The organism is Leifsonia xyli, assembly GCA_001647635.1.
GTDB classification, from domain to species: Bacteria; Actinomycetota; Actinomycetes; order Actinomycetales; family Microbacteriaceae; genus Leifsonia; species Leifsonia xyli_A.
On record CP014761.1, the window covers coordinates 1,677,094 to 1,696,454 of the forward strand.

The following is a 19,361-nucleotide window of genomic DNA, read 5'->3' on the forward strand; positions in this document are numbered from 1 at the left end:
GGAGATTTCGAGCCCTTTCTCCCACGCTAGCCGGCGAGGGCGGCGGGGCGGGCGGGCGCGGCCGCGACGGTCGCGGCGATGCGGCGGACCGCCTCGACGACCGTCGACGGATTGCACGCGAGGTTGATGCGGGCGAAGCCGCGTCCGGGCTCGCCGAACGCGAGGCCGGAGTTGAGCGCCACGCGGCCCTGCTCGATCAGCACGCGGGCGGGGTCGTCGCCGAGGCCGGTGTCGCGGAAGTCGAGCCACGCGAGGTACCCCGCGTCCGGCCGGACCACCCGCACCGACGGCGCCTGCCGGGCGAGCTCCGCCTCCAGCAGCGCCACGTTGGACACCAGCAGACCGACGAGGTCGTCGCGCCACGACAGGCACGACAACGCCGCGATGTTCGCGTGCAGGCCCAGGATGCTGGTGCGCGCGGCGAGCTCCTCCGGCAGGGCGGTCAACAGCTCGGCGGACCGGTCGTCCGCGGCGACGACGACCGCGCACTTGAGGCCGGCGAGGTTCCAGGCCTTGCTGGCCGAGGTGACCGTCACCGCACGGGCGCCGGCGGCGCGGGCGACAGGGGCGAACGGCGTGAACACCGTTCCGGGATGGGCGAGCGGCGCGTGCACCTCGTCGCTGACCACGAACACGTCGTAGCGGGCGGCGAGGGCGGCGAGCGCCTGGAGCGTCGCGCGGCTGTGACATCGTCCGGTCGGGTTCTGCGGGTTGCACAGCAGGAGGGCGTCCGCGCCGTCGGCGAACGCACGCTCGATGCCGGCCAGGTCGAGCGACCAGTTCTCGTCCTCGAGCAGCGGCACGGTGACGGCGACCGCGTCCGCCTCGTCCACCATCTCGAAGAACGGCGGGTACACCGGAGGCGTCAGCACCACGCGTCCGCCGACCTCGGGCAGGTCCAGCCGCAACGCCTCGACCACGCCGACCGTCACATCCGTCGCCAGGTGCACCGTCGCCGGGTCGACCTGCCAGCCCCACTGCTCATCGGCGAAGCGCGCGAAGGCGGAGGCGAGCGGACCGGCCGAGTCGAGGTAGCCCGTGTCGGAGTGGCGGAGGATCTCGGCGACGCGATCCAGGATGGCCGGCTCGACGTCGAAGTCCATCTCGGCCACGAACACCGGCAGCACATCCGCGGGTAGCGGCGCCACTTGATGCTCGACCTGGTCGCGAAGAGCTGCTCCAGGGAACGTGCCGGTCCGAAGCTCATCCCGTCACTGTGCCGCAGGGCGGTCACGGATGCGACCCGGGGCGTCAAAAAGCGTAGTGAAGCGGCGGCGTCACTTCTTGTCGAGCACCCCCACCTGCGTCCCGGCGGAGTCGTAGACGTTGAGCGTGTCGCCGTCGGAGCGGGCGCTGGCCGCCTTCGAGAGCCAGGGGTCGACGTCGGGGCACGCCTTGGTCGTGACGGCCAGCTTGCTGAAGGTGATCCTGCCTTTGGACTCGGTCCACTGTCCGCTCATCGCGTTGCAGCCGTCGTTGCCGGAGAGGTCGCCGCCGTCCTTCAGCTGGAGCTGGGTGCCGGCCGGCCGGTCGGATGTCCACGTGCCGACGTACGACGACGAGCTGCTCGGGGCGCACCCGGCGAGGGCAGCCAGGGAGACCGCCGCGACGGCGCACAAGCTCAACGTCCGCTTCATGCCCGCAGTATGGAGGCTGCGGTCGCGCTCGGCTAGCCAGAACCTGCGGCGCCCCGGGAGTCGGCTCAGGACGCGAGGGCGAGCTGGCGGAAGCGGATGACGGACGCGTCCTCGCCGCCGCCGGCGCAGTCGTACGCGGCGCGGATCGGGTCGACCGCCCGCCCGTTGGGCAGCACCACTTCGAGCATCGCGTCGTCGCGCGACCCGCGGCGCCGCGCCGTGCTCCAGTGGCCGCCGTCGGTGCGCACCAGGATCTCGCCGATCAGGCAGCCCAGGCTCTGCACCGTGAACTCGTCGCCGACGAAGCCGTCCTCGGTCCGCAGGTCGACGAACAGGCGGTCGACGAAGACGAGGTCCTCGGGGACGAAGGTCACCGTGTGCCCATAGATGTCGTGGATGCCGCCGGCCATCGCTCCGGCCAGCAGCGAGCCGACGGCGGGGTCAGGCCGCCGCCGGCTCGCTGCGCGGGGGAACCGGAACATGGGTCACACGGTAGGCCTCCTCTGCTGAGGGATGCTCGCCCCATTTCGAGTGCCCCCGCTGCGGGTCACGCGCGCCGCTATGCTGAGCGCGACGACAGGGATGCCGCACATCCATCCACTCCGATAGTAAAGTTCACGCGAGGCCCATGGGCGGCCGGGATGAGGAGGCTCCGGTGGCGAAGCGGACGCGTGCGACCGCGACGACGAGCACGCTCGCGCGCGTCAACCAGACCGCCATCATCGAGGCGCTGCGCGAGTCCGGCGCGCTGTCGCGGCAGCAGCTCGGCGCGAAGACCGGGTTGAGCCCGGCGACGATCAACCGGCTCACCGCCTCCCTCATCGAGGACGGGCTCGTCGTAGCGGCCGGGCAGGAGCCCTCGACCGGCGGGAGGCCGTCGGTGCTGCTGCGCTACGCCGGCAGTTCGCGGCTGGTCGCGGCGATCCAGCTGCGCGCCGAGACGGTCACCGGCATCCTGGTCGACTTCGACGGCAAAGTCGTGTTCCGCCGCTCGGTCGCGCTCGGGGCCGGCGAGGACCGTGCGCCCGATCAGGAGCGCGGCCTGCGCAAGATCTTCCGGCTGTTCGACGACCTCATCGCCACGGCCGACTCGATGGGCACGCCGTGCCTGGCCGTCGGGATCGCCGTGCCCGGCGTGGTGCAGCAGCCGGACGGCGTGGTCGGCACGATGCCCGAGTTCGGCTGGACCGGCGTGCCGTTCGGCGAGCTGCTCCGCGCGCGCACCTCGCTCCCGGTGGTGGTCGAGAACGACGCGAACGCGCTGGCCTACGGCGAACTCCACGCGGGAGCAGGCCGGGGGCTGTCGAGCCTGGTGGCGCTGTTCCTCGAGAACGGACTCGGCGCCGGCATCGTGGCCAACGGCGAGCTGCACCGCGGTGCACGCGCGGAGGCCGGTGAGATCGGCTACCTGCTGATGGAGCGGTCGTCGCTGGAGCGCTCGTACGACGCGCGCGGCGACCTGGAGGATCGCATCGGCTCGCTCGCGCTGACCGAGCGGGCGCGCGAGCGCGGGATGCCCATCCCGGCGTCCGGCTCCCTCACCGCGGAGGACGTGTTCGAGCTGGCCCGGGACGGGAACGCCGACGCGCAGGAGCTCGCCGACGAGATCCTCGACATGGTCGCGATCGCGGTCGCCGCGCTGGTCATCGTGCTCGATCCGGAGCTGGTGGTGGTCGGCAGCAGCTTCGTCGGGAGCGCCGACACCGTCATCCCGGGCATCCAGGAGCGGCTGCGCGGCCGCATCATCCGCGTGCCGCGCATCGAGCCGGCGACCCACCGCGAGGATGCGGTGCTGCTGGGAGCCGCCGAGCTGGCGGCCGCCGAGGTCAACGGCTTCGCCTACCTCGCCTTCTGACGTCCGCACTCCGCGATTCGTGCCGAATGGTCGCCATTCGGCGCGAATGGCGACCATTCGTGCCGAATCGGCGAGCGAGGAACTATTGACAGCCGCGGGAACCGCACCCTAGGTTTGTCCTCAACTTCTTCTCACTCCGATAGGAAAGAAGAGGCTTCCCTACAGCGAGGCAGAGGAGCAGACGTGATCGTCGGAATCGACATCGGCGGCACCAAGACGCACGTCTGCGTCGAGGACGACGCCGGCGCCGTGCTCCTCGACCGGTCGGTCAAGACCGCCGACTGGCAGCATGGAAGCGAGCTCCACTCGGAGGAGAACGTCCGCGCCCTCCTCGCCCTGTTCGAGCACGTGCCGGGCGCTCCCGCCGCTCCGCTCGTGGTCGGCGCGCACGGCCTCGACAGCGAGGCGCAGACCCTGGCCTTCTCCCAGACGCTCTCCGCCCTGCACGAGGGCCCTGCCCTCGCGGTGAACGACGTCGAGCTGGTCGGCCCCGCCGCCGGCTTCGACGAGGCGATCGCCGTCATCGCCGGCACCGGCAGCAAGGTCGTCGGGCGCCGGGCGGACGGGACGCTCGTCAACGCGGGAGGCTACGGCTACATCCTCAACGACCCGGGCAGCGCGCCCGCGCTCGTCCGCGACGCCGTCCGCTCGCTCTTCGACGCGGTCGACGAGGAGGAGCCCCGGGATGCGCTGGCCGACGCGCTCTTCACCCACTTCGGCGTCGACGAGATCGTCGGGCTCTCGATGGCTCTGAGCATCCGGCCGCGCGTCACCGTCTGGGGCGCCGCCGCTCCCCTGGTCTTCGCGGCGGCCGACGCCGGCAGCGTGCGCGCCGCGCGCGTCATCGAGCAGGCGGCCGACGAGCTCGCGCGCAGCGTCGAGCTCGTGCACCGCCGCGGCGCGGCCGGCGACGACGTGGTCTGCGCCGGCGGCGTGGTCAGCCACCAGCCGCGCTTGTTCGACGCCCTCGCCGAGCGCCTGCGCGCCCGCGGGCTCACCCACTCCATCCACCTGCTGGATGTCGCCCCGGTGCGCGGCGCCCTCGCGCTCGCCCGGCGGCTCACGGAGGCGGCCACCGTCGTCCCCTTCGCACCATCGAACACACGGAGGAAGTCATGAGGATCACATCCACCCGGCGCCGCCGCGCTCTCGCGACCCTCGGGATCGCGGCGACGGCGGCACTCGCGCTCAGCGCCTGCAGCGTCACCGGCGCGAGCACGTCGTCCGGCGGCCAGGGCAGCGGCAGCGGCACCATCAACGCGCTGTTCATGAAGCAGGCCGGCTACTCGGAGTCGGACATCAACACGATGATCAAGGACTTCGAGAAGAAGAACCCGAAGATCACCGTCAAGCCGACGTTCGTGGCGTACGAGGCGCTCCACGACAAGATCGTCACCTCGGCGCCGGCGGGCACCTACGACGTCGTACTGTCGGACGTCATCTGGCCGGCCGAGTTCGCGTCCAAGGGCATCATCACGGACGTCACGGACAAGTTCCCCGCCAGCTGGAAGCAGGACATGCTCGGCGGCGCGCTCTCCAGCGCCGAGTACAAGGGCAAGTACTACGGGGTGCCGTGGGGGCCGTCCACCAAGCTGTTCTTCTACAACAAGGACATGCTCGCCAAGGTCGGCGCGGGCCCGGACGACGTGAAGACGTGGGACGGCGTGCTCGCGACCGCGAAGAAGCTGAAGGACGCGGGCGTCGTGCAGTACCCGCTCGCGTGGAGCTGGGCGCAGGCCGAGGCGCTGATCTGCGACTACGCGGTGATGCTCGGCGCCTACGGCGGACAGTTCACCGACTCCAGCGGCAAGCTCGACATCAACAAGGGCGCCGGCGTGCAGGCGCTCGAGTTCATGAAGAAGTCGATCGACTTGGGGCTCACCGACCCGGCGTCGACCACCTTCCTCGAAGACGACACCGACAAGTCCATGGCGGCCGGCAAGACCGCGATGGAGCTGAACTGGGAGTCGACCTTCCGCGACCAGAACGACCCGTCGATCTCGAAGGTCGTCGGCCAGATCGCCGTCACCGCTCCGCCTGCGGGACCGTCCGGCGACAACCCCGGCGTGAACGGGTCGATGGCGCTGTCCATCGGCTCGAAGTCGAAGAACCAGGCCGCGGCGTGGAAGCTGATCGAGTACCTGACCAGCGAGTCGACGCAGGACAAGTACACGAAGTCGTCGATGACGAACTGGAAGGCGAGCTACACCAAGCCCGAGATCACCAAGTCGAACCCGAGGTCTTCGCGGCCGCCGGCAAGGCGTACGACTCGATGATCCTGCGCCCGCCGGTGCCGAACTACAACACGGTCTCGCAGGCCCTGCAGGTCGAGCTCCAGAACGCGCTGCTCGGCAAGAAGACCCCGCAGCAGGCCCTCGACGACGCGGTGACCGCCGCGAACGCGAGCCAGGGATGAGCGCGGTGTCGGTCGCCGGAGTCGAGACGGAGCAGCGGAACCCGGCGCCCGCGCCCACCCCGCGTGGGCGCCGCACCCGCCGCAAGCGCGACAACCAGGGGCGCCTCGCCTTCTGGCTGCTGCTGCCCGCCGCGGTCGCGGTGTTCGGGGTGATCGTCTACCCGATCCTCCGCACCCTCCTCATCTCGTTCTTCGAGGTGAACTCGGCGCTGGCGACCGACACCCCGTTCGTCGGGCTGCAGAACTACGTCCACATCCTCACCGCTCCGGGCTTCTGGGCGGCGATGGGACGGACGCTGTACTTCACCCTGGTCTCCACCGCCCTGGAGCTCGTCTTCGGTCTCATCGTCGCCGGGCTCCTCAACGCGAAGCTGCGGGCGCGCTGGCTGTTCCGCGCCATCGTGATCATCCCGTGGGCGATCCCGACGATCGTCAACGCGGCGATGTGGAAGGGCATCTTCAACGCGCAGTACGGCGCGCTGAACGCGGCCCTCACCCAGCTCGGGATCATCGACCAGTACCAGGCGTGGCTCGGCGACCCGACCCTCGCGCTCAACATGGTGATCATCGCCGACGTCTGGAAGACGACCCCGCTGGTGGCGTTCTTCCTGCTCGCCGGGCTGACGTCCATCCCGGACGAGCTGTACGAGGCGGCGAAGGTGGACCGCGCGAGCTGGCCGCGCATCTTCCGCTCCATCGTGCTGCCGATGCTCGTGCCGTCTATCTCGATCGTGCTCGTGCTGCGCACGGTCGAGGCGTTCAAGGTGTTCGACATCATCTACGCGATGACCCGCGGCGGCCCCGTCAACGGCACCCAGACGATCGCCTACTACGCCTACACGACCGCGTTCTCGGACCAGAACTTCGGGATGGGCGCCGCCCTCTCGTACATCATCGTGCTGGTCATCCTGGTGCTGACCTTCGTCTACCTGCGCATGCTGCGCCGATCCGAGATGAGCCTGCTGTGAAGCGCACGACCCGCAACTCGATCCTGATCCATCTGGCGGCGTTCGTCGTCGCGATCGTCATCCTGCTGCCCTTCGGGTGGATGGTGGTGGCCAGCGTGACGCCGCAGCGCATCCTGATCTCAACACCGCTGCAGTGGATCCCGGACACCCTCGACTGGAGCCGGTACGAGCTGATCTTCCGCGGCGGCGCGGAGAGTGTCGGAGCCACGTTCCGCGCGGCGCTCGCGAACACGACCATCGTCGCCGTCGGGACGGTCGCGGTGTCCATGATCGTCGGCATCCTCGGCGCGTACGCGTTCGCGCGGCTGCGGTTCCGGTTCCGTCAGGCGGTGCTCATCCTGTTCCTGGCGACGTACATGCTGCCGCAGATCGCGCTCCTGATCCCGCTGTACCTCATCCTCAACTCGCTGGGGCTGCTGGACACGGTGGTCGGCCTGATCATCGTCGACTGCTCGCTCGTGGTGCCGTTCGTGCTCTGGATCCTCAGCAACTACTTCCTGACGATCCCGGAGGAGCTGGAGGAGGCGGCGCGCATCGACGGCGCCTCGCGCCTCGGCGCGCTGTTCCGGGTCGTGCTGCCCGCGGCACGACCCGGCATCTTCGCGGCGATCATGTTCGCGTTCCTCCTGGCGTGGGACGAGTTCATGTACGCGCTGATCTTCACCTCGTCGAACGCGGCGAAGACGCTCCCGGTCGCGATCAGCGAGTTCGCCGGCCGTTACACGACCGACTTCGGCCTCGTGGCCGCGGGCGGCATCATCGCGGCCCTCCCGCCGATCATCGTCGCCATGATCTTCCAGCGCTACGTCGTCAGCGGCATGGCCGCCGGCGCCGTCAAGGGCTGACCTCCCCTTCTGCCACCGACCCCGTAAAGGACACATCCCATGGAACCCAAAGCCTCCTTCGTCGACGCCATGCGCGCTCAGCCCGAGAACCTGGCCACCGCTCACGAGACCGTGCTGCGCGACCTCGCGGCGGCCGGCCTCTCGCGGTGGGGCGCGGATGACTCGGTCGCCGTGCTCGCAATGGGTGCGTCGCTGAACTCGGCGCACACCCTCGTCGCCGCCCTCGCCGCGGCCGGCCGGCCGGCGACGGCGTTCGTGGCGTCGGACGTCGCGGACGGCCTCGCCGTCGTGCGCGCCGACCGGTCGATCGTGGTGTCCGAGTCGGGCCGCAGCCCCGAGCCGCTCGCCGCCGCACGCACGCTCACCTCGGGCACCAGCGTCGGCATCAGCAACTTCCCCGAGCAGCCGATCAAGGACACGGTGGATGCGGTGCTCGGTCTGGGCGGGTTCCCCGACTCGCCGGTCTACACGAGCGGGTTCACGGCGACGATCCTGGCGTATGCGCTGCTGCTCGACTCCGTCGGGGCGCTGGATGCGGCGGACGAGGCGGCGCGCATCCCGTCGCTGGCGGAGGAGGCCCTCCGCGCCTACGCGCCGATCGCCGAGACCATCGGGCAGGTCCTCGCGGACGCGACGACGATCGACGTGGTCGGCCGCGGTGGGTCGCTGACCGCGGCCTCGGAGCTGTCCCTGATGGTCCGCGAAGGCCTGCGGACGCCGAGCACGGCCTTCGAGACCTTCCAGTACCTCCACGGACCGATGGAGGTGCTGTCGTCGGACGACGCGCTCGTGGTGTTCGGCGACGGACGCGAGCTCAGCATCCCGTCGTCGGTGCTCGATGCCGGGGTGCGGGTTGTACTGGTCACCGCGGCTTCGCCCCACTCGATCCCGGGCGCGGGTCACCCCAACCTCACTGTCGTCACGGTGCCTGCGGGGCTGGGGATCTTCGAGCGCGCGATCGTCGAGACGGTCATCGGCCAGCTGGCGATCGCCGCGGCGATCCAGCACAAGCCGTACCCGCTGGAGGACTTCCTCTACCACCAGGACGACACCAAGCTGCCGGTGCGCTGAGACGCGGAGGCACCCGACGACGGCCGTATCCCGATGGGATGCGGCCGTCGTCGCATCCCGGATCAGACGTCGCGGCGGCGCGCCACCAGCAGACCGCCGAGGAACGACACCGACGCCCAGCCGAGGACGACCAGCAGGCTCTGCCACTCGACGAGGTCCCCGTTGCCCAGGCCGACTACACCCCGGACGCTCCGCTGAGCAGATACGGCAGGATCGCGGCCACCGCTTCGGACTGGGTCACGCCCGCGATGATCTGCACGATGACGTTCAGCACGAACAGCACCCCGACCGACGCCGATAGCCCGCCCGCTGACGACCGCACCATCGTGCCCGCCCCGAGGGCGAAGATCGCGGTGAGGCCGAGCACTGCTCCGGTGCCGAGCACCGACCACAGCAGAATCCCGGGCTCGCCGAACGTGATGGATGCCCCTCGCGCCTGCAGAATGGGCAGGCATGCCGCCCACGACAGTCCGGCGCTGACCACGCCGATTCCGAAGCCCCAGAGACCGACGACGAACGCCTTGCCCGCGAGCAGCGGGGATCGCTTCGGCACGGCCGCAAACGACGACCGGATCATGCCGGTGCCGTATTCGGAGGTGATCGAGAGCGTACCCAACACGACGATGATGAGCTGCGAGAACAGGATGCCCGTGCCCGTGCACTGCGCGACCAGGACCATGCCCTTGTCCCCGCGGAGTTTCGCGATGTCGTCGTCGCCGATGATGCCCGCGAGCAGCACGGAGATGAGCAGCGTCACCGGCAGGATCGACACGGTCACCCACCACGTCGAGCGCAGCGAGAGCAGCTTGATCCACTCAGCAGAGAGGATGCCCGCGAAGCTGACGCCGCTGCGCTCGAGCGCGCCCGACATCCTGCTGGTCGTCGCGCTCATCGGGCACCCCCGGTGCGGTACTCCACGGCGTCCTGGGTCAGGTCGAGGTAAGCCTGCTCGAGCGACGCGGTGACCGTCGCCAGCTCGTAGAGCGGGATGCCGGCGGCGGCTGCCGCCTCGCCGATCACCTCCGCCCGCAGACCCCGGACCTCGACGGTGTCGTTGCCGAGGTTGTGGATGGAGACATCCGGCCCGGTCACCGCTGCGGCGATCGCACCCACGCGCGGGCTGCGCACACGGACCGCGTCGCCCGACGCGCCGAGGAGCTGTCCGATGGGCGCGTCGGCCAGCACCCGGCCCTTCCCGAGCACGACGACATGGTCGGCCGTCTGCGACATCTCGCTCATCAGGTGAGACGAGAGGAAGACGGTGCGGCCCTCGGCGGCCAGCCCGCGCGTGAACTCCCGCACCCAGCGGACGCCCTCGGGGTCGAGCCCGTTCACCGGCTCGTCGAGGATGAGAACCCCCGGGTCTCCGAGCATCGCCGCGGCGATGCCGAGCCGCTGGCCCATGCCGAGGGAGAACCCGCCGACGCGCTTGTCGGCCACCGACTCCAGCCCCGCCATGCCGATGACCTCGTCGACCCGTCGGAGAGGGATGCGGTTGGTCGCCGCGAGCGCGCGCAGGTGCTTCCTGGCGCTGCGCCCCGGGTGCGCGGCCTTCGCGTCGAGCAGGGCGCCGACGGTGCGCAGCGGGGCGCGCAGCTCCGCATACGCCGTGCCGCCGATCAGCGCCGAACCGGCGTTCGGACGGTCGAAGCCCATGATCATGCGCATCGTGGTGGACTTGCCCGCGCCGTTCGGCCCGAGGAAGCCGGTGACGCGGCCGGGTTCGATGACGACAGAGACGTCGTCCACCGCCCGCCGCTCACCGAAGCGTTTCGACAGTCGTTCCAGTGTGATCACGGCGCCCTTCCCTCATGCGTCTGCTGCGGCGATCCGAGAGGAGCCGCTCTATCTCAGTAGACGAAGGCGACGGCGGATGATGACGCGATACAGCAGAGAAGGGTTGTCCGCAAGGGTCCCGCCCTCGCGTTGACGGGCGACCCGAAGCGGAGTCCTATGTAACCATGATTGCTCTCATCGTGATTCTGCTCGTGATCTGGGCGGTGCTCGCCATCCTGGGCTTCGCCATCAAGGGTCTCCTCTGGCTGGCCATCCTCGGGTTGGTGTTCTTCGTGATCACCGCCATCGTCGGCTGGATGCGACGCGGCGCGTCCCGCACCTGATCGACCCCTCCCCCGATAGCTCGAAGCGGCGGTCGCGCGCACACGCGCGGCCGCCGCTTCGTCGCGCCAGGGGATCACAGTTGGACATCGCCGCCGACGGGGACGAATGTTGAGACATGACCTACGTTGCGAATCCCTCGCGCTATGACGAGATGATCTACCGCCGCACCGGCCGGAGCGGCCTCGACCTGCCCGCACTGTCGCTCGGCCTCTGGCACAACTTCGGCGACGACCGCCCCTTCGAGACCCAGCGCGCGATCGTGCGGCGGGCGTTCGACCTCGGCATCACCCACTTCGACCTGGCGAACAACTACGGTCCGCCCTACGGGTCCGCCGAGACCAACTTCGGCCGCATCCTGAAGGAGGATCTCCGGCCGTACCGCGACGAGCTGATCGTATCGAGCAAGGCGGGCTGGGACATGTGGCCCGGCCCGTATGGACAGGGCGGCGGCAGCCGCAAGTACGTCCTCGCCAGCCTCGACCAGTCGCTGCAGCGTCTCGGGCTCGACTACGTGGACATCTTCTACTCGCACCGGCCCGACCCGTCGACGCCGCTGGAGGAGACGATGCAGGCGCTCGACACCGCCGTGCGCTCCGGCAAGGCGCTCTACGTCGGCATCTCGTCCTACGGCGCGGAGGAGACCCGTCGCGCCGCCGGCATCCTGCGCGAGCTGGGAACGCCGCTGCTGATCCACCAGCCGTCGTACTCGATGCTCAACCGGTGGATCGAGAACGAGGGACTGCTCGACGCCGCCGGAGAGCTCGGGGTCGGCGTGATCGGGTTCACGGCTCTCGCGCAGGGGATGCTGACCAACAAGTACCTGAACGGCATCCCGGAGGGGTCGCGGGCGACGGCGGGTGACTCGTTCGACGCCGACTGGCTCACGGATGAGGCCGTCGACCGGCTGCGGGCGCTCGACGAGATCGCGCAGGGCCGGGGCCAGTCGCTCGCGCAGATGGCGCTCGCCTGGGCGCTGCGCGACGATCGGGTCACCTCGCTCGTCATCGGCGCCAGCCGGGTCGAGCAGCTGGAGCAGAACGTGGCCGCGCTGGGCAACCTCGACTTCACGCAGGACGAGCTCGCCGCCATCGACGAGTACGCCGTCGAGGCCGGAGTGGACCTCTGGGCCGGCGCTCGTCGAGGCGAGGTCTAGCAGGAAGCGTCAGGCGGACGCCGTCGCGATCGTCGCCTCGGCGTCCGCCTGACGTGCGCCGATCACGCGGAGGAAGACGATGATCCAGCCGAAGATCGCGACGGCGGCCACGAGCTCTACCGCGGTGAGGTTGTAGTACCCCAGCGCGAACAGCCCACCGCAGACGGCGATGACGGCGAGGAAGGTCCAGCCGAGTCCGATGAACGCCATGGGCAGCGTCGGCATCAGCCACTTGAGCGCGACCACCAGGGCGCAGAAGACGACCGCCATGCCCGTCGCGACGGTGTTATGGATCGGGATGGACACGTTGACCGGCACCAGGCCGACGCAGGCGAGGAAGAAGCCGACGACCACCAGGGTCCATCGCACGATGGAGTCCCCGCGGGTCAGGGCGCGCGCCGGGTCGGTCGGTGCGGTCGCCTGACGCGCGATGGCGGCGACCATGACGCCCGAGAAGATGAGCGTCGCGTTGAAGGCGATGCCGGACACATCCCACACGGTCCCGAGCGAGCTCAGGTTCATCTTTCACCACTCCTTGTTCGACGCGGTGAGCATGGCGGTCGTCGTGCCGAACACCAGGAAAAGGGCGAGCACCACCGAGAGGAGGGTGGTGGTCATGCGCACCGCCGACGAGAACGCGGTGTAGGCGGCCAGCGCACCGGCGCATCCCACGATGAGGGCCGCCTCCGGCGCGTAGACCGGTGCGCCCTGGAAGGAGGCGGCGAGCATTTCGGAGCTGAGGAGGGTGATGAACCAGACGATCGCACCGTGCGCGATGCCGATGGCGAGCGTCTCGAAGATCGCGAAGCCCAGCGACGCGCGCGAGCGGTGCGAGATCTCGGGCCCGATGTGCGCCGATCGCAGGGCCACCAACCGCCCTGCCGCATACGTCAGCACGGCGACGACTCCGGCGGCGATCGCGGCGAACATGCCGACGCTGTAGATGGCGACCTGGTGGTCGCCGAGCAAAAACACGATCAGTGCCGCGATCCCGGTCGGGATGAAGGCGGCGGCTGCCGTGGTCAGCGCCAGCGTCTCGGCGGTCGCCTCGCGGAGCCGGTGCAGGGGAAGGACGGATGCAGGAGAGGTTGCGGTCACACCTGTACCGACGTGGCAGAGCGGGGATCATGACGGATGTGAGTTTCCGTAGTGCTCGCCCACGCGTCGCCCAGGGTTGTCTGGTTGTCTCTATCGTGTTCCCGTCCGACGCCTAGAAGCTGTTGATATGACCGTCCTCGTCGAACCGGACATCCGGGCAGGCCAGGCGCTGCGCGCCGTGCGGCCGTGGACGATCGCGCTCTCGTTCGGCCTCGTCGCCACCGTGCTCTGCGCGGCGTTCAGCTGGGTGCCGTCGCTCTGGGGCGACGAGGCGGCGACGCTGCTCTCGGCGAAACGGCCGGTGGGCAGCCTGTTCGGGATGCTGTCGCACGTCGACGCCGTGCACGGGCTCTACTACCTCCTCATGCACGGGTGGATCCGACTCGCGGGCGAGAGCCCGTTCGCTCTGCGCCTCCCGAGCGCCGTCGCGGTCGGCGCCGCGGTGGCCGCCGTCACGCTGCTCGCCGGGCGCCGAGGCGGCGCGCGTGCGGCCGTCGTCGCCGGGATCGTCGCCTGCGTGCTCCCCCGGCTCACCTATGCGGGCGAGGAGGCCCGCTCGTATGCCTTCACGGCGGCGGCCGCCGCGTGGCTCACCCTGCTGCTGCTCTGGCTGATCGACGGCGGACGCCGCCGCGCCTCCCCGGCGACGCGGCGCGCCGCGTGGACGCTGTACGCCGTCGGCATGGCGGTCTCGTCGTACCTCTTCCTGTATTTCGTCACGCTGCTGGTGGCTCATGCGGTCATCCTGCTGGCGACCCGCGCATCCCGCTCGACTCTGCGTACGTGGGCGATCTGCGCGGCCGCCTGCGTCATCGCCCTGATCCCGGTCGCCACCGTCGCCTACCTCGAACGGGATCAGATCGCGTACCTGAACTCGTCCCCGGACGACCCGGCCATCTGGTACTACTTCCTCTGGTTCGGGATGCCGTGGGTCGCGGTGGCGGCCTGGGCCCTGATCACGATCGGCCTCTGGCCGGCGTGGCGGTCGTGGCGGCTGCGCCGCGCCCGGATCGTGCCGCCTGGGCCCCGTGCCGCGTCCACCCGCCTCGTCGCCGCGTCCTGGCTGTTCCTGCCGACCGGCCTGATGCTGCTCGTCAACGTCGCGTACCCGATGTACACCGGCCGCTACTCCACGTTCGCCGCGCCGGCGGCCGCGTTGCTGGTGACCGAGGGCATCCTCGTGCTGGGCCGGATGCTGGGCGGCGATCCGCGGAGGACCGTGGCGGCGACGGCGGGCACGACGGTCGTCTTCGTGGCGCTCTGCGCACCGGTCTATGTGCTGCAACGCGGGCCGTACGCGAAGAACGACAGCGATTGGGCCGAGGTCAGTGCGGTCATGGCGGCCAACGCCGGGCCGGGCGACGCGGTGGTGTACGACCAGTCCGCCAAGCCGTCGCAGCGGCCCCGGCTTGCGATGCGCACCTACCCGGCTGGATTCGCCGGGCTGAAGGATCCGACGCTCCGCACTCCGTATTACCGCAACGACTGGTGGGGCGACACCGCGTACTCGGTGCGTGAGGCGGCCGACCGTGGGCGATTCGACGGGGTGGAGCGGGTGTGGGTGATCGAGGTGGTCGACCCGGAGAGCGGTCAGGACACGTGGGGGATGTCCGAGCTGCAGGCGATCGGCTTCGACGAGATCGGGCGCGTCATCGACACGCACCGCAGCGTCATCATCGAGCTGACCCGCTAGGTCGGCCGACCGGCTCGATCAGTTGCGGCCCGTCGTCGCTGGTCTTGAACGGCGCCACCTGGTCGAAGCGCAGCGTCGACGCCTCGGCCACGCCCGCGCGCACCGCCTCGTCGACAAGCGCCTGGTCGCCGACGATCGAGGGATCGATCCAGTGCTGCCACATCTCCTCGGGCAGGATGACGGGGTTGCGGTCGTGGATGTCGGCCAGCGTCTGCACCGCATCCGAGGTGAGGATGGTGGCCGTCAGCACCCAGCGATCCGGGTCGTCCTCGGCTTTGCTCTTGTCGCGCCACCAGGAGTAGAGGCCGGCGAAGCCCATCAGCCGGTCCTCCGGATAGCGGATGAAGAAGGGCGTCTTGCTGCCCTTCGGCCCCTGCCACTCGTAGTAGCCACGAGCCAGGACGATCGCCCGGTGCGACTGGACGGGCTTGCGCCAGGTGGACTTGTCGGCGATCTCCTCCGCGCGGGCATTGAAGGTCGGGAACTTCAGCTTCAGGGTGTCCGACCACGACGGCACGAGCGACCAGTGGGCGCGCTCGAAGCGCAGCTCGCGGGTCTTCGCCGAGTCGATCAACACCGGGATGTCATCGGTCGGCGCGATGTTGTAGTCGGCATCCCAGTCGGCCGTCCACTCGTCGGGACGGCGGCCTGTCGCCTCCACGAACTCCGTGATCTCGGCGTTGACCTTGTCGTCCATCGCGAACCTGCCGCACATATCGCCAGCATATGCCCGGCCGCCGACAGCGTTTCGGCCGAGGCGCGCGAAAATGAGTATCACTCACCCCCCGAATGCGGGTGTCACGCGGCTGTGAAACCGATGTATTCTCACTTTTGTGAATCAGTGAGGAACAGTCACTTTACGGGACTGGAACATCCGCGATCCACACCACCCGAAAGCACCACCAACCCGACCCACAGGTGACCAGACGTGTACCCGACTCCGCCGTGCCGAGCGCTCCCCGCACTCAACCCCATCCGACCGGGGAGCGCTCGGCGCGCGCGGATCCACGACGGTCGCCCCTCGAGCGGAGCCGGCGGCGGTGAAGCCGTTCGAGACCACGGTTTCCCCCCAGCCGCCGTCGGCTCCCCGGTGAGCACGGAGGCGCGCGCATGACCGTCGTCCGTCCCCGGCTCACCGCGCCCGTCGCCCCCGTCGCACTTCCCGGCATCAGCTCCGAGCGCGCCTGGGCGAAGTTGTACAAGTACCGGCTGCTGGCGACGGACACCGCGATCATCCTCGCCACGACCACCGGCGCCATCTTCGTGCGCTTCGGTTTCGACGACGCGGTCGCGACCACGTCCGGCTTCCACCTCGGCTACCTATACCTGTCGCTGATCATCGCCGCGACCTGGCTGTTCACGCTGTCGGTCTACCACACGCGCGACGCCCGGGTCGTAGGCGTCGGCGTCTCCGAATACCGCCGGGTGGTGTCCGCGACGGCCACCACGTTCGGTCTGCTCGCCATCCTCTTCCTCGTCGCGAAGGTCGACATCGCCCGCGGCTACTTCATCGTCGCGCTCCCGGCCGGCATGGCCGGCGTGCTGTTCTCGCGGTGGCTGTGGCGCCGGTGGCTGTTCAAGCAGCGGACCTTCGACCACTACCTGTCGCGTGCGCTCGTCGTGGGCCGCTTCACCGACGTCGACTACGTCGTGCGGCAGATCCACCAGAAGTCGGGAGCGGCCTACAACGTCGTGGGTGCCGCTCTCGACACCGGAAAGCGCAAGGGCGCGAAGAAGGATGCCGAGATGCGGCGCCGGATCGCAGGCCCCGAGCGCGAGGTCCCGATCGTCTCCGACCTGTCGGGGGTCGCTGACGCTGCGGCGCGGCTGGGCGCGGACACGGTGATCGTGGCCGGCCGCGCCCTCAGCTCGGGCGACTTCGTCCGGACGCTCGCCTGGCAGCTCGAGGGGACGGCGACGGAGCTCGTGCTCGCCTCGCCGCTGACCGACGTCGCGGGGCCGCGCATCCACTTCCGTCCGGTGGAGGGCCTGCCGCTCATCCACGTGGAGATCCCGCAGTTCGAGGGCGGAAAGCACGTGCTCAAGCGCGCCTTCGACTTCTTCGCCTCCGGCCTCGCGCTGCTGCTGCTCTCGCCGCTGTTCCTCGCCGTGGCGATCGCCGTGAAGCTCGACGACGGCGGCCCGGTGATCTTCGCCCAGGAGCGCGTCGGCCGCAACGGCGAGCGCTTCAAGATGTACAAGTTCCGTTCCATGTGCGTCGACGCGGAGGATCGCCTCGCCGCACTGCAGGCCACCAACGACGGCCAGGGGCTGCTGTTCAAGATGAAGAACGACCCGCGGGTGACGCATGTCGGCCACGTGCTGCGGAAGTTCTCGCTGGATGAGCTCCCCCAGCTGGTCAACGTCTTCCTCGGCGACATGAGCCTGGTGGGCCCGCGGCCGCCGCTGCCGTCCGAGGTGGAGGGCTACGAGAACCATGTCCACCGTCGCCTGTACATCAAGCCCGGCCTCACCGGAATGTGGCAGGTGAACGGGCGCTCCGACCTGTCGTGGGAGGAGAGCGTGCGGCTCGACCTCTACTACGTGGAGAACTGGTCTCTCACCGGCGACCTCGTGATCATGTGGCGCACCGTCAAGGTGCTGACGCATCCGGTGGGGGCGTACTGATGTCGGCCGGAGCCGTCGGCGGCGCCGCACCCGCCGGCCACCGCGAGATCGTTGCGCGGCTCTCCGCCGCGCAGAAGATCAAGACGCGCGGGGCGCCGGGGTACTCGATCTACGTGAACCGGCCGCTGGGCCGTCACCTGGCCGCGTTCGCCTACCGGGCGGGTCTCACCCCGAACGCCGTGACGGCGATCAGCGCCTGCTTCTCGCTCGCCGGCATCGTCGTGCTGGTCGCCGTCCCGCCGCAGTGGTGGACCGGCCTGCTGGTGTGGATGGCGCTGGCCGTCGGCTACGCGTTCGACTCCGCCGACGGGCAGCTCGCCCGGCTCCGGGGCGGCGGCTCGCTTGCGGGCGAGTGGCTGGACCATGTCGTGGACGCGACCAAGATCGCAACCCTGCACGTGGCTGTGCTGGTGATGTTCTTTCGCTGGTACCCCATCCCGACCGCGGCGCTCCTCGTGCCGCTGGGCTACGGGATCGTGGCCACCGTCATCTTCTTCACCATCATCCTCAACGAGCAGTTGAAGCGCTCCCGGGGCTGGACGCCCGCGGCGAGCGCGGCGAGCGACACCGGCCGCAGCACGCCGTTGCGCGCGCTGGCAGCGCTGCCGATGGACTACGGCTTCCTCTGCCTCGCCTTCGTGCTCGCCGGCTTCCCGCTCCTCTTCTTCTGGGTCTACACGGCCTTCTTCGCGGCGAACGCGCTCTACCTCGTCGTCGCCCTGCGCAAGTGGTTCCACGACCTGGAGGTCCTCGATGCCCACACCCGATGACCACCGCCCGCTCGCCCTGGTGGCGAATCCCTCGGGCGACGTCTACGGGTCGGACCTGCAGATGCTGGAGAGCGTCCAGGCCCTGATCGCGGACGGGTTCGACGTGCTCGTCGTGCTGGGCGCAGATGGCCCGCTCAAGCAGCGCCTGAGCGAGCGGGGCGCGGATGTGATGATCCGGCCCTTCCCCGTTCTGCGGCGGGCGGACGCGTCCATCGGCGGCGTGGCCTCGCTCGGCTGGCGCGGCCTGCGGTCGATCGGGCGGCTGAGCGCGCTCATCCGCGAGGTGGACCCGGACGTGCTCTACGTGAACACCGTGACGCTGCCCTGGTGGATCGAGGCCGGCCGCCGTGCTCGCGTCCCCGTGATCTGCCACGTGCACGAGGCGGAGACCACCGACGGCCGGCTGGTGCGCTTCGCGCTGAATGCACCTCTGCTGCGCGCGAACCGCATCCTCTCGATCAGCCGCGCCTCCACGGCGGCGCTCACGTCGGCGGTGCCCGCGCTCGCGAAGAAGACGGTCGAGGTCTACAACGGCGTCACCGAGCCGCCCACCCGCCCCGCGCCGGTGGGCTCCCTCGCGGGCCCCGTGACGCTGAGCGTCGTCGCCCGGCTGTCGCCGCGCAAGGCGCCCGACGTGGCTCTCGAGGCCGCCGCCATCCTGCGCTCCCGAGGGCGGGATGTGCGGCTCGAGCTGTGCGGCACGCCGTTCGACGGCTACGAGTGGTACGAGCAGCAGCTGCGCGAGCGGGCGGATCGGCCCGACCTGCGCGGCCATGTCGCCTTCCCCGGCTACGTCTCGCCGATCTGGCCCGCGCTGGAGCGCGCCGACATCGTCCTCGCCCCCTCGCTGCGCGAGCCCTTCGGCAACGCCGTCGTCGAGGCGCAGTTCGCCGGCCGTCCGGTCGTCGCCGCCGGGGCCCTCGGCCACCTGGAGTCGATCGAGGACGGCCGCACCGGCCTGCTCGTCACCCCCGGCGACCCGGTGGCGTTCGCCGACGCCGTCGAGACCCTGATCGACGACCCGGAGCGCGCCCGCCGGATGGCGGAGGACGCGCGCGCGTCCGCTCTGCAGCGCTTCACGCTGGGCCGCTACCGCACCGAGATCG

16 protein-coding genes and 3 pseudogenes are annotated in these 19,361 nt (G+C 70.1%); 11 read left to right on the forward strand and 8 right to left on the reverse strand.

What is annotated here, in order from left to right:
* Positions 1-26: 26 nt before the first annotated feature.
* The 3 genes and pseudogenes from A0130_08275 to A0130_08285 form a co-directional block, all read right to left on the reverse strand.
* Positions 27-1,207 (reverse strand): annotated as a pseudogene (locus A0130_08275) (aspartate aminotransferase).
* 70 nt (positions 1,208-1,277) lie between these two features.
* Positions 1,278-1,637 (reverse strand): hypothetical protein, encoded by a 360-nt coding sequence (locus A0130_08280; protein ANF31667.1) that lies wholly within the window; start codon positions 1,635-1,637, stop codon positions 1,278-1,280.
* Between the two features lie 65 nt (positions 1,638-1,702).
* Entirely contained in the window at positions 1,703-2,047 is a 345-nt protein-coding gene (locus A0130_08285) for a hypothetical protein (protein ID ANF33352.1), read from the reverse strand.
* A 245-nt stretch (positions 2,048-2,292) separates the two neighbouring features.
* On the opposite strand from A0130_08285, the gene A0130_08290 reads away from it, so the two are divergent.
* The 6 genes and pseudogenes from A0130_08290 to A0130_08315 all read left to right on the forward strand — a co-directional run bounded on the left by A0130_08290 (position 2,293) and on the right by A0130_08315 (position 8,792).
* Positions 2,293-3,492, forward strand: a complete 1,200-nt coding sequence (locus A0130_08290) for a hypothetical protein (protein ANF31668.1) — start codon at positions 2,293-2,295, stop codon at positions 3,490-3,492.
* A 183-nt stretch (positions 3,493-3,675) separates the two neighbouring features.
* On the forward strand, positions 3,676-4,611 hold the full coding sequence (locus A0130_08295) for a hypothetical protein (protein ANF31669.1): 936 nt from the start codon (positions 3,676-3,678) through the stop codon (positions 4,609-4,611).
* Positions 4,608-5,908 (forward strand): annotated as a pseudogene (locus tag A0130_08300) (ABC transporter substrate-binding protein). The gene A0130_08295 and the pseudogene A0130_08300 overlap by 4 nt, the downstream one beginning before the upstream one ends.
* Positions 5,905-6,876 carry an ABC transporter permease gene (locus tag A0130_08305; protein ID ANF31670.1) on the forward strand — a complete coding sequence of 324 codons (972 nt, stop codon included), beginning with the start codon at positions 5,905-5,907 and terminating at the stop codon, positions 6,874-6,876. Before A0130_08300 ends, A0130_08305 begins: the two are co-directional and overlap by 4 nt.
* Positions 6,873-7,721: an ABC transporter permease gene (locus tag A0130_08310; GenBank protein ID ANF31671.1), complete on the forward strand. Its 849-nt coding sequence runs from the start codon at positions 6,873-6,875 to the stop codon at positions 7,719-7,721. The genes A0130_08305 and A0130_08310 overlap by 4 nt, the downstream gene beginning before the upstream one ends.
* 39 nt (positions 7,722-7,760) lie before the next feature.
* Positions 7,761-8,792, forward strand: coding sequence for an SIS domain-containing protein (locus A0130_08315; GenBank protein ANF31672.1), 1,032 nt, complete (start codon positions 7,761-7,763; stop codon positions 8,790-8,792).
* A 175-nt stretch (positions 8,793-8,967) separates the two neighbouring features.
* On the opposite strand, the gene A0130_08320 is transcribed toward A0130_08315, so the two are convergent.
* Both A0130_08320 and A0130_08325 read right to left on the reverse strand, forming a co-directional pair.
* Positions 8,968-9,663: a hypothetical protein gene (locus A0130_08320; GenBank protein ANF31673.1), complete on the reverse strand. Its 696-nt coding sequence runs from the start codon at positions 9,661-9,663 to the stop codon at positions 8,968-8,970.
* Between the two features lie 17 nt (positions 9,664-9,680).
* Positions 9,681-10,589: a multidrug ABC transporter ATP-binding protein gene (locus tag A0130_08325; GenBank protein ID ANF31674.1), complete on the reverse strand. Its 909-nt coding sequence runs from the start codon at positions 10,587-10,589 to the stop codon at positions 9,681-9,683.
* Positions 10,590-11,028: 439 nt separating this feature from the next.
* Here A0130_08325 and A0130_08330 point away from each other — a divergent pair, with 439 nt between their 5' ends.
* Positions 11,029-12,066: an aldo/keto reductase gene (locus tag A0130_08330; protein ID ANF31675.1), complete on the forward strand. Its 1,038-nt coding sequence runs from the start codon at positions 11,029-11,031 to the stop codon at positions 12,064-12,066.
* Positions 12,067-12,075: 9 nt separating this feature from the next.
* Here A0130_08330 and A0130_08335 read toward each other — a convergent pair whose 3' ends face one another.
* Complete coding sequence (locus tag A0130_08335; GenBank protein ID ANF31676.1) at positions 12,076-12,588, reverse strand: hypothetical protein; 513 nt, start codon at positions 12,586-12,588, stop codon at positions 12,076-12,078.
* Positions 12,589-12,591: 3 nt separating this feature from the next.
* The gene (locus A0130_08340; protein ID ANF31677.1) at positions 12,592-13,164 is read right to left on the reverse strand and encodes a hypothetical protein; all 573 of its coding nucleotides are present in this window, start codon (positions 13,162-13,164) and stop codon (positions 12,592-12,594) included.
* A 127-nt stretch (positions 13,165-13,291) separates the two neighbouring features.
* Here A0130_08340 and A0130_08345 point away from each other — a divergent pair, with 127 nt between their 5' ends.
* Complete coding sequence (locus A0130_08345; protein ANF31678.1) at positions 13,292-14,857, forward strand: hypothetical protein; 1,566 nt, start codon at positions 13,292-13,294, stop codon at positions 14,855-14,857.
* Here the strand turns inward: A0130_08345 and A0130_08350 are convergent.
* Positions 14,838-15,554, reverse strand: coding sequence for a hypothetical protein (locus A0130_08350; protein ANF31679.1), 717 nt, complete (start codon positions 15,552-15,554; stop codon positions 14,838-14,840). The genes A0130_08345 and A0130_08350 overlap by 20 nt on opposite strands.
* Before the next feature lie 413 nt (positions 15,555-15,967).
* On the opposite strand from A0130_08350, the gene A0130_08355 reads away from it, so the two are divergent.
* From A0130_08355 to A0130_08365, 3 genes and pseudogenes are all read left to right on the forward strand, one after another.
* Positions 15,968-17,485: a polyprenyl glycosylphosphotransferase gene (locus tag A0130_08355; protein ID ANF31680.1), complete on the forward strand. Its 1,518-nt coding sequence runs from the start codon at positions 15,968-15,970 to the stop codon at positions 17,483-17,485.
* On the forward strand, positions 17,485-18,255 hold the full coding sequence (locus A0130_08360; GenBank protein ANF31681.1) for a CDP-alcohol phosphatidyltransferase: 771 nt from the start codon (positions 17,485-17,487) through the stop codon (positions 18,253-18,255). Before A0130_08355 ends, A0130_08360 begins: the two co-directional genes overlap by 1 nt.
* A pseudogene (locus A0130_08365) lies at positions 18,239-19,360 on the forward strand (hypothetical protein). The gene A0130_08360 and the pseudogene A0130_08365 overlap by 17 nt, the downstream one beginning before the upstream one ends.
* Position 19,361 lies beyond the last annotated feature (1 nt).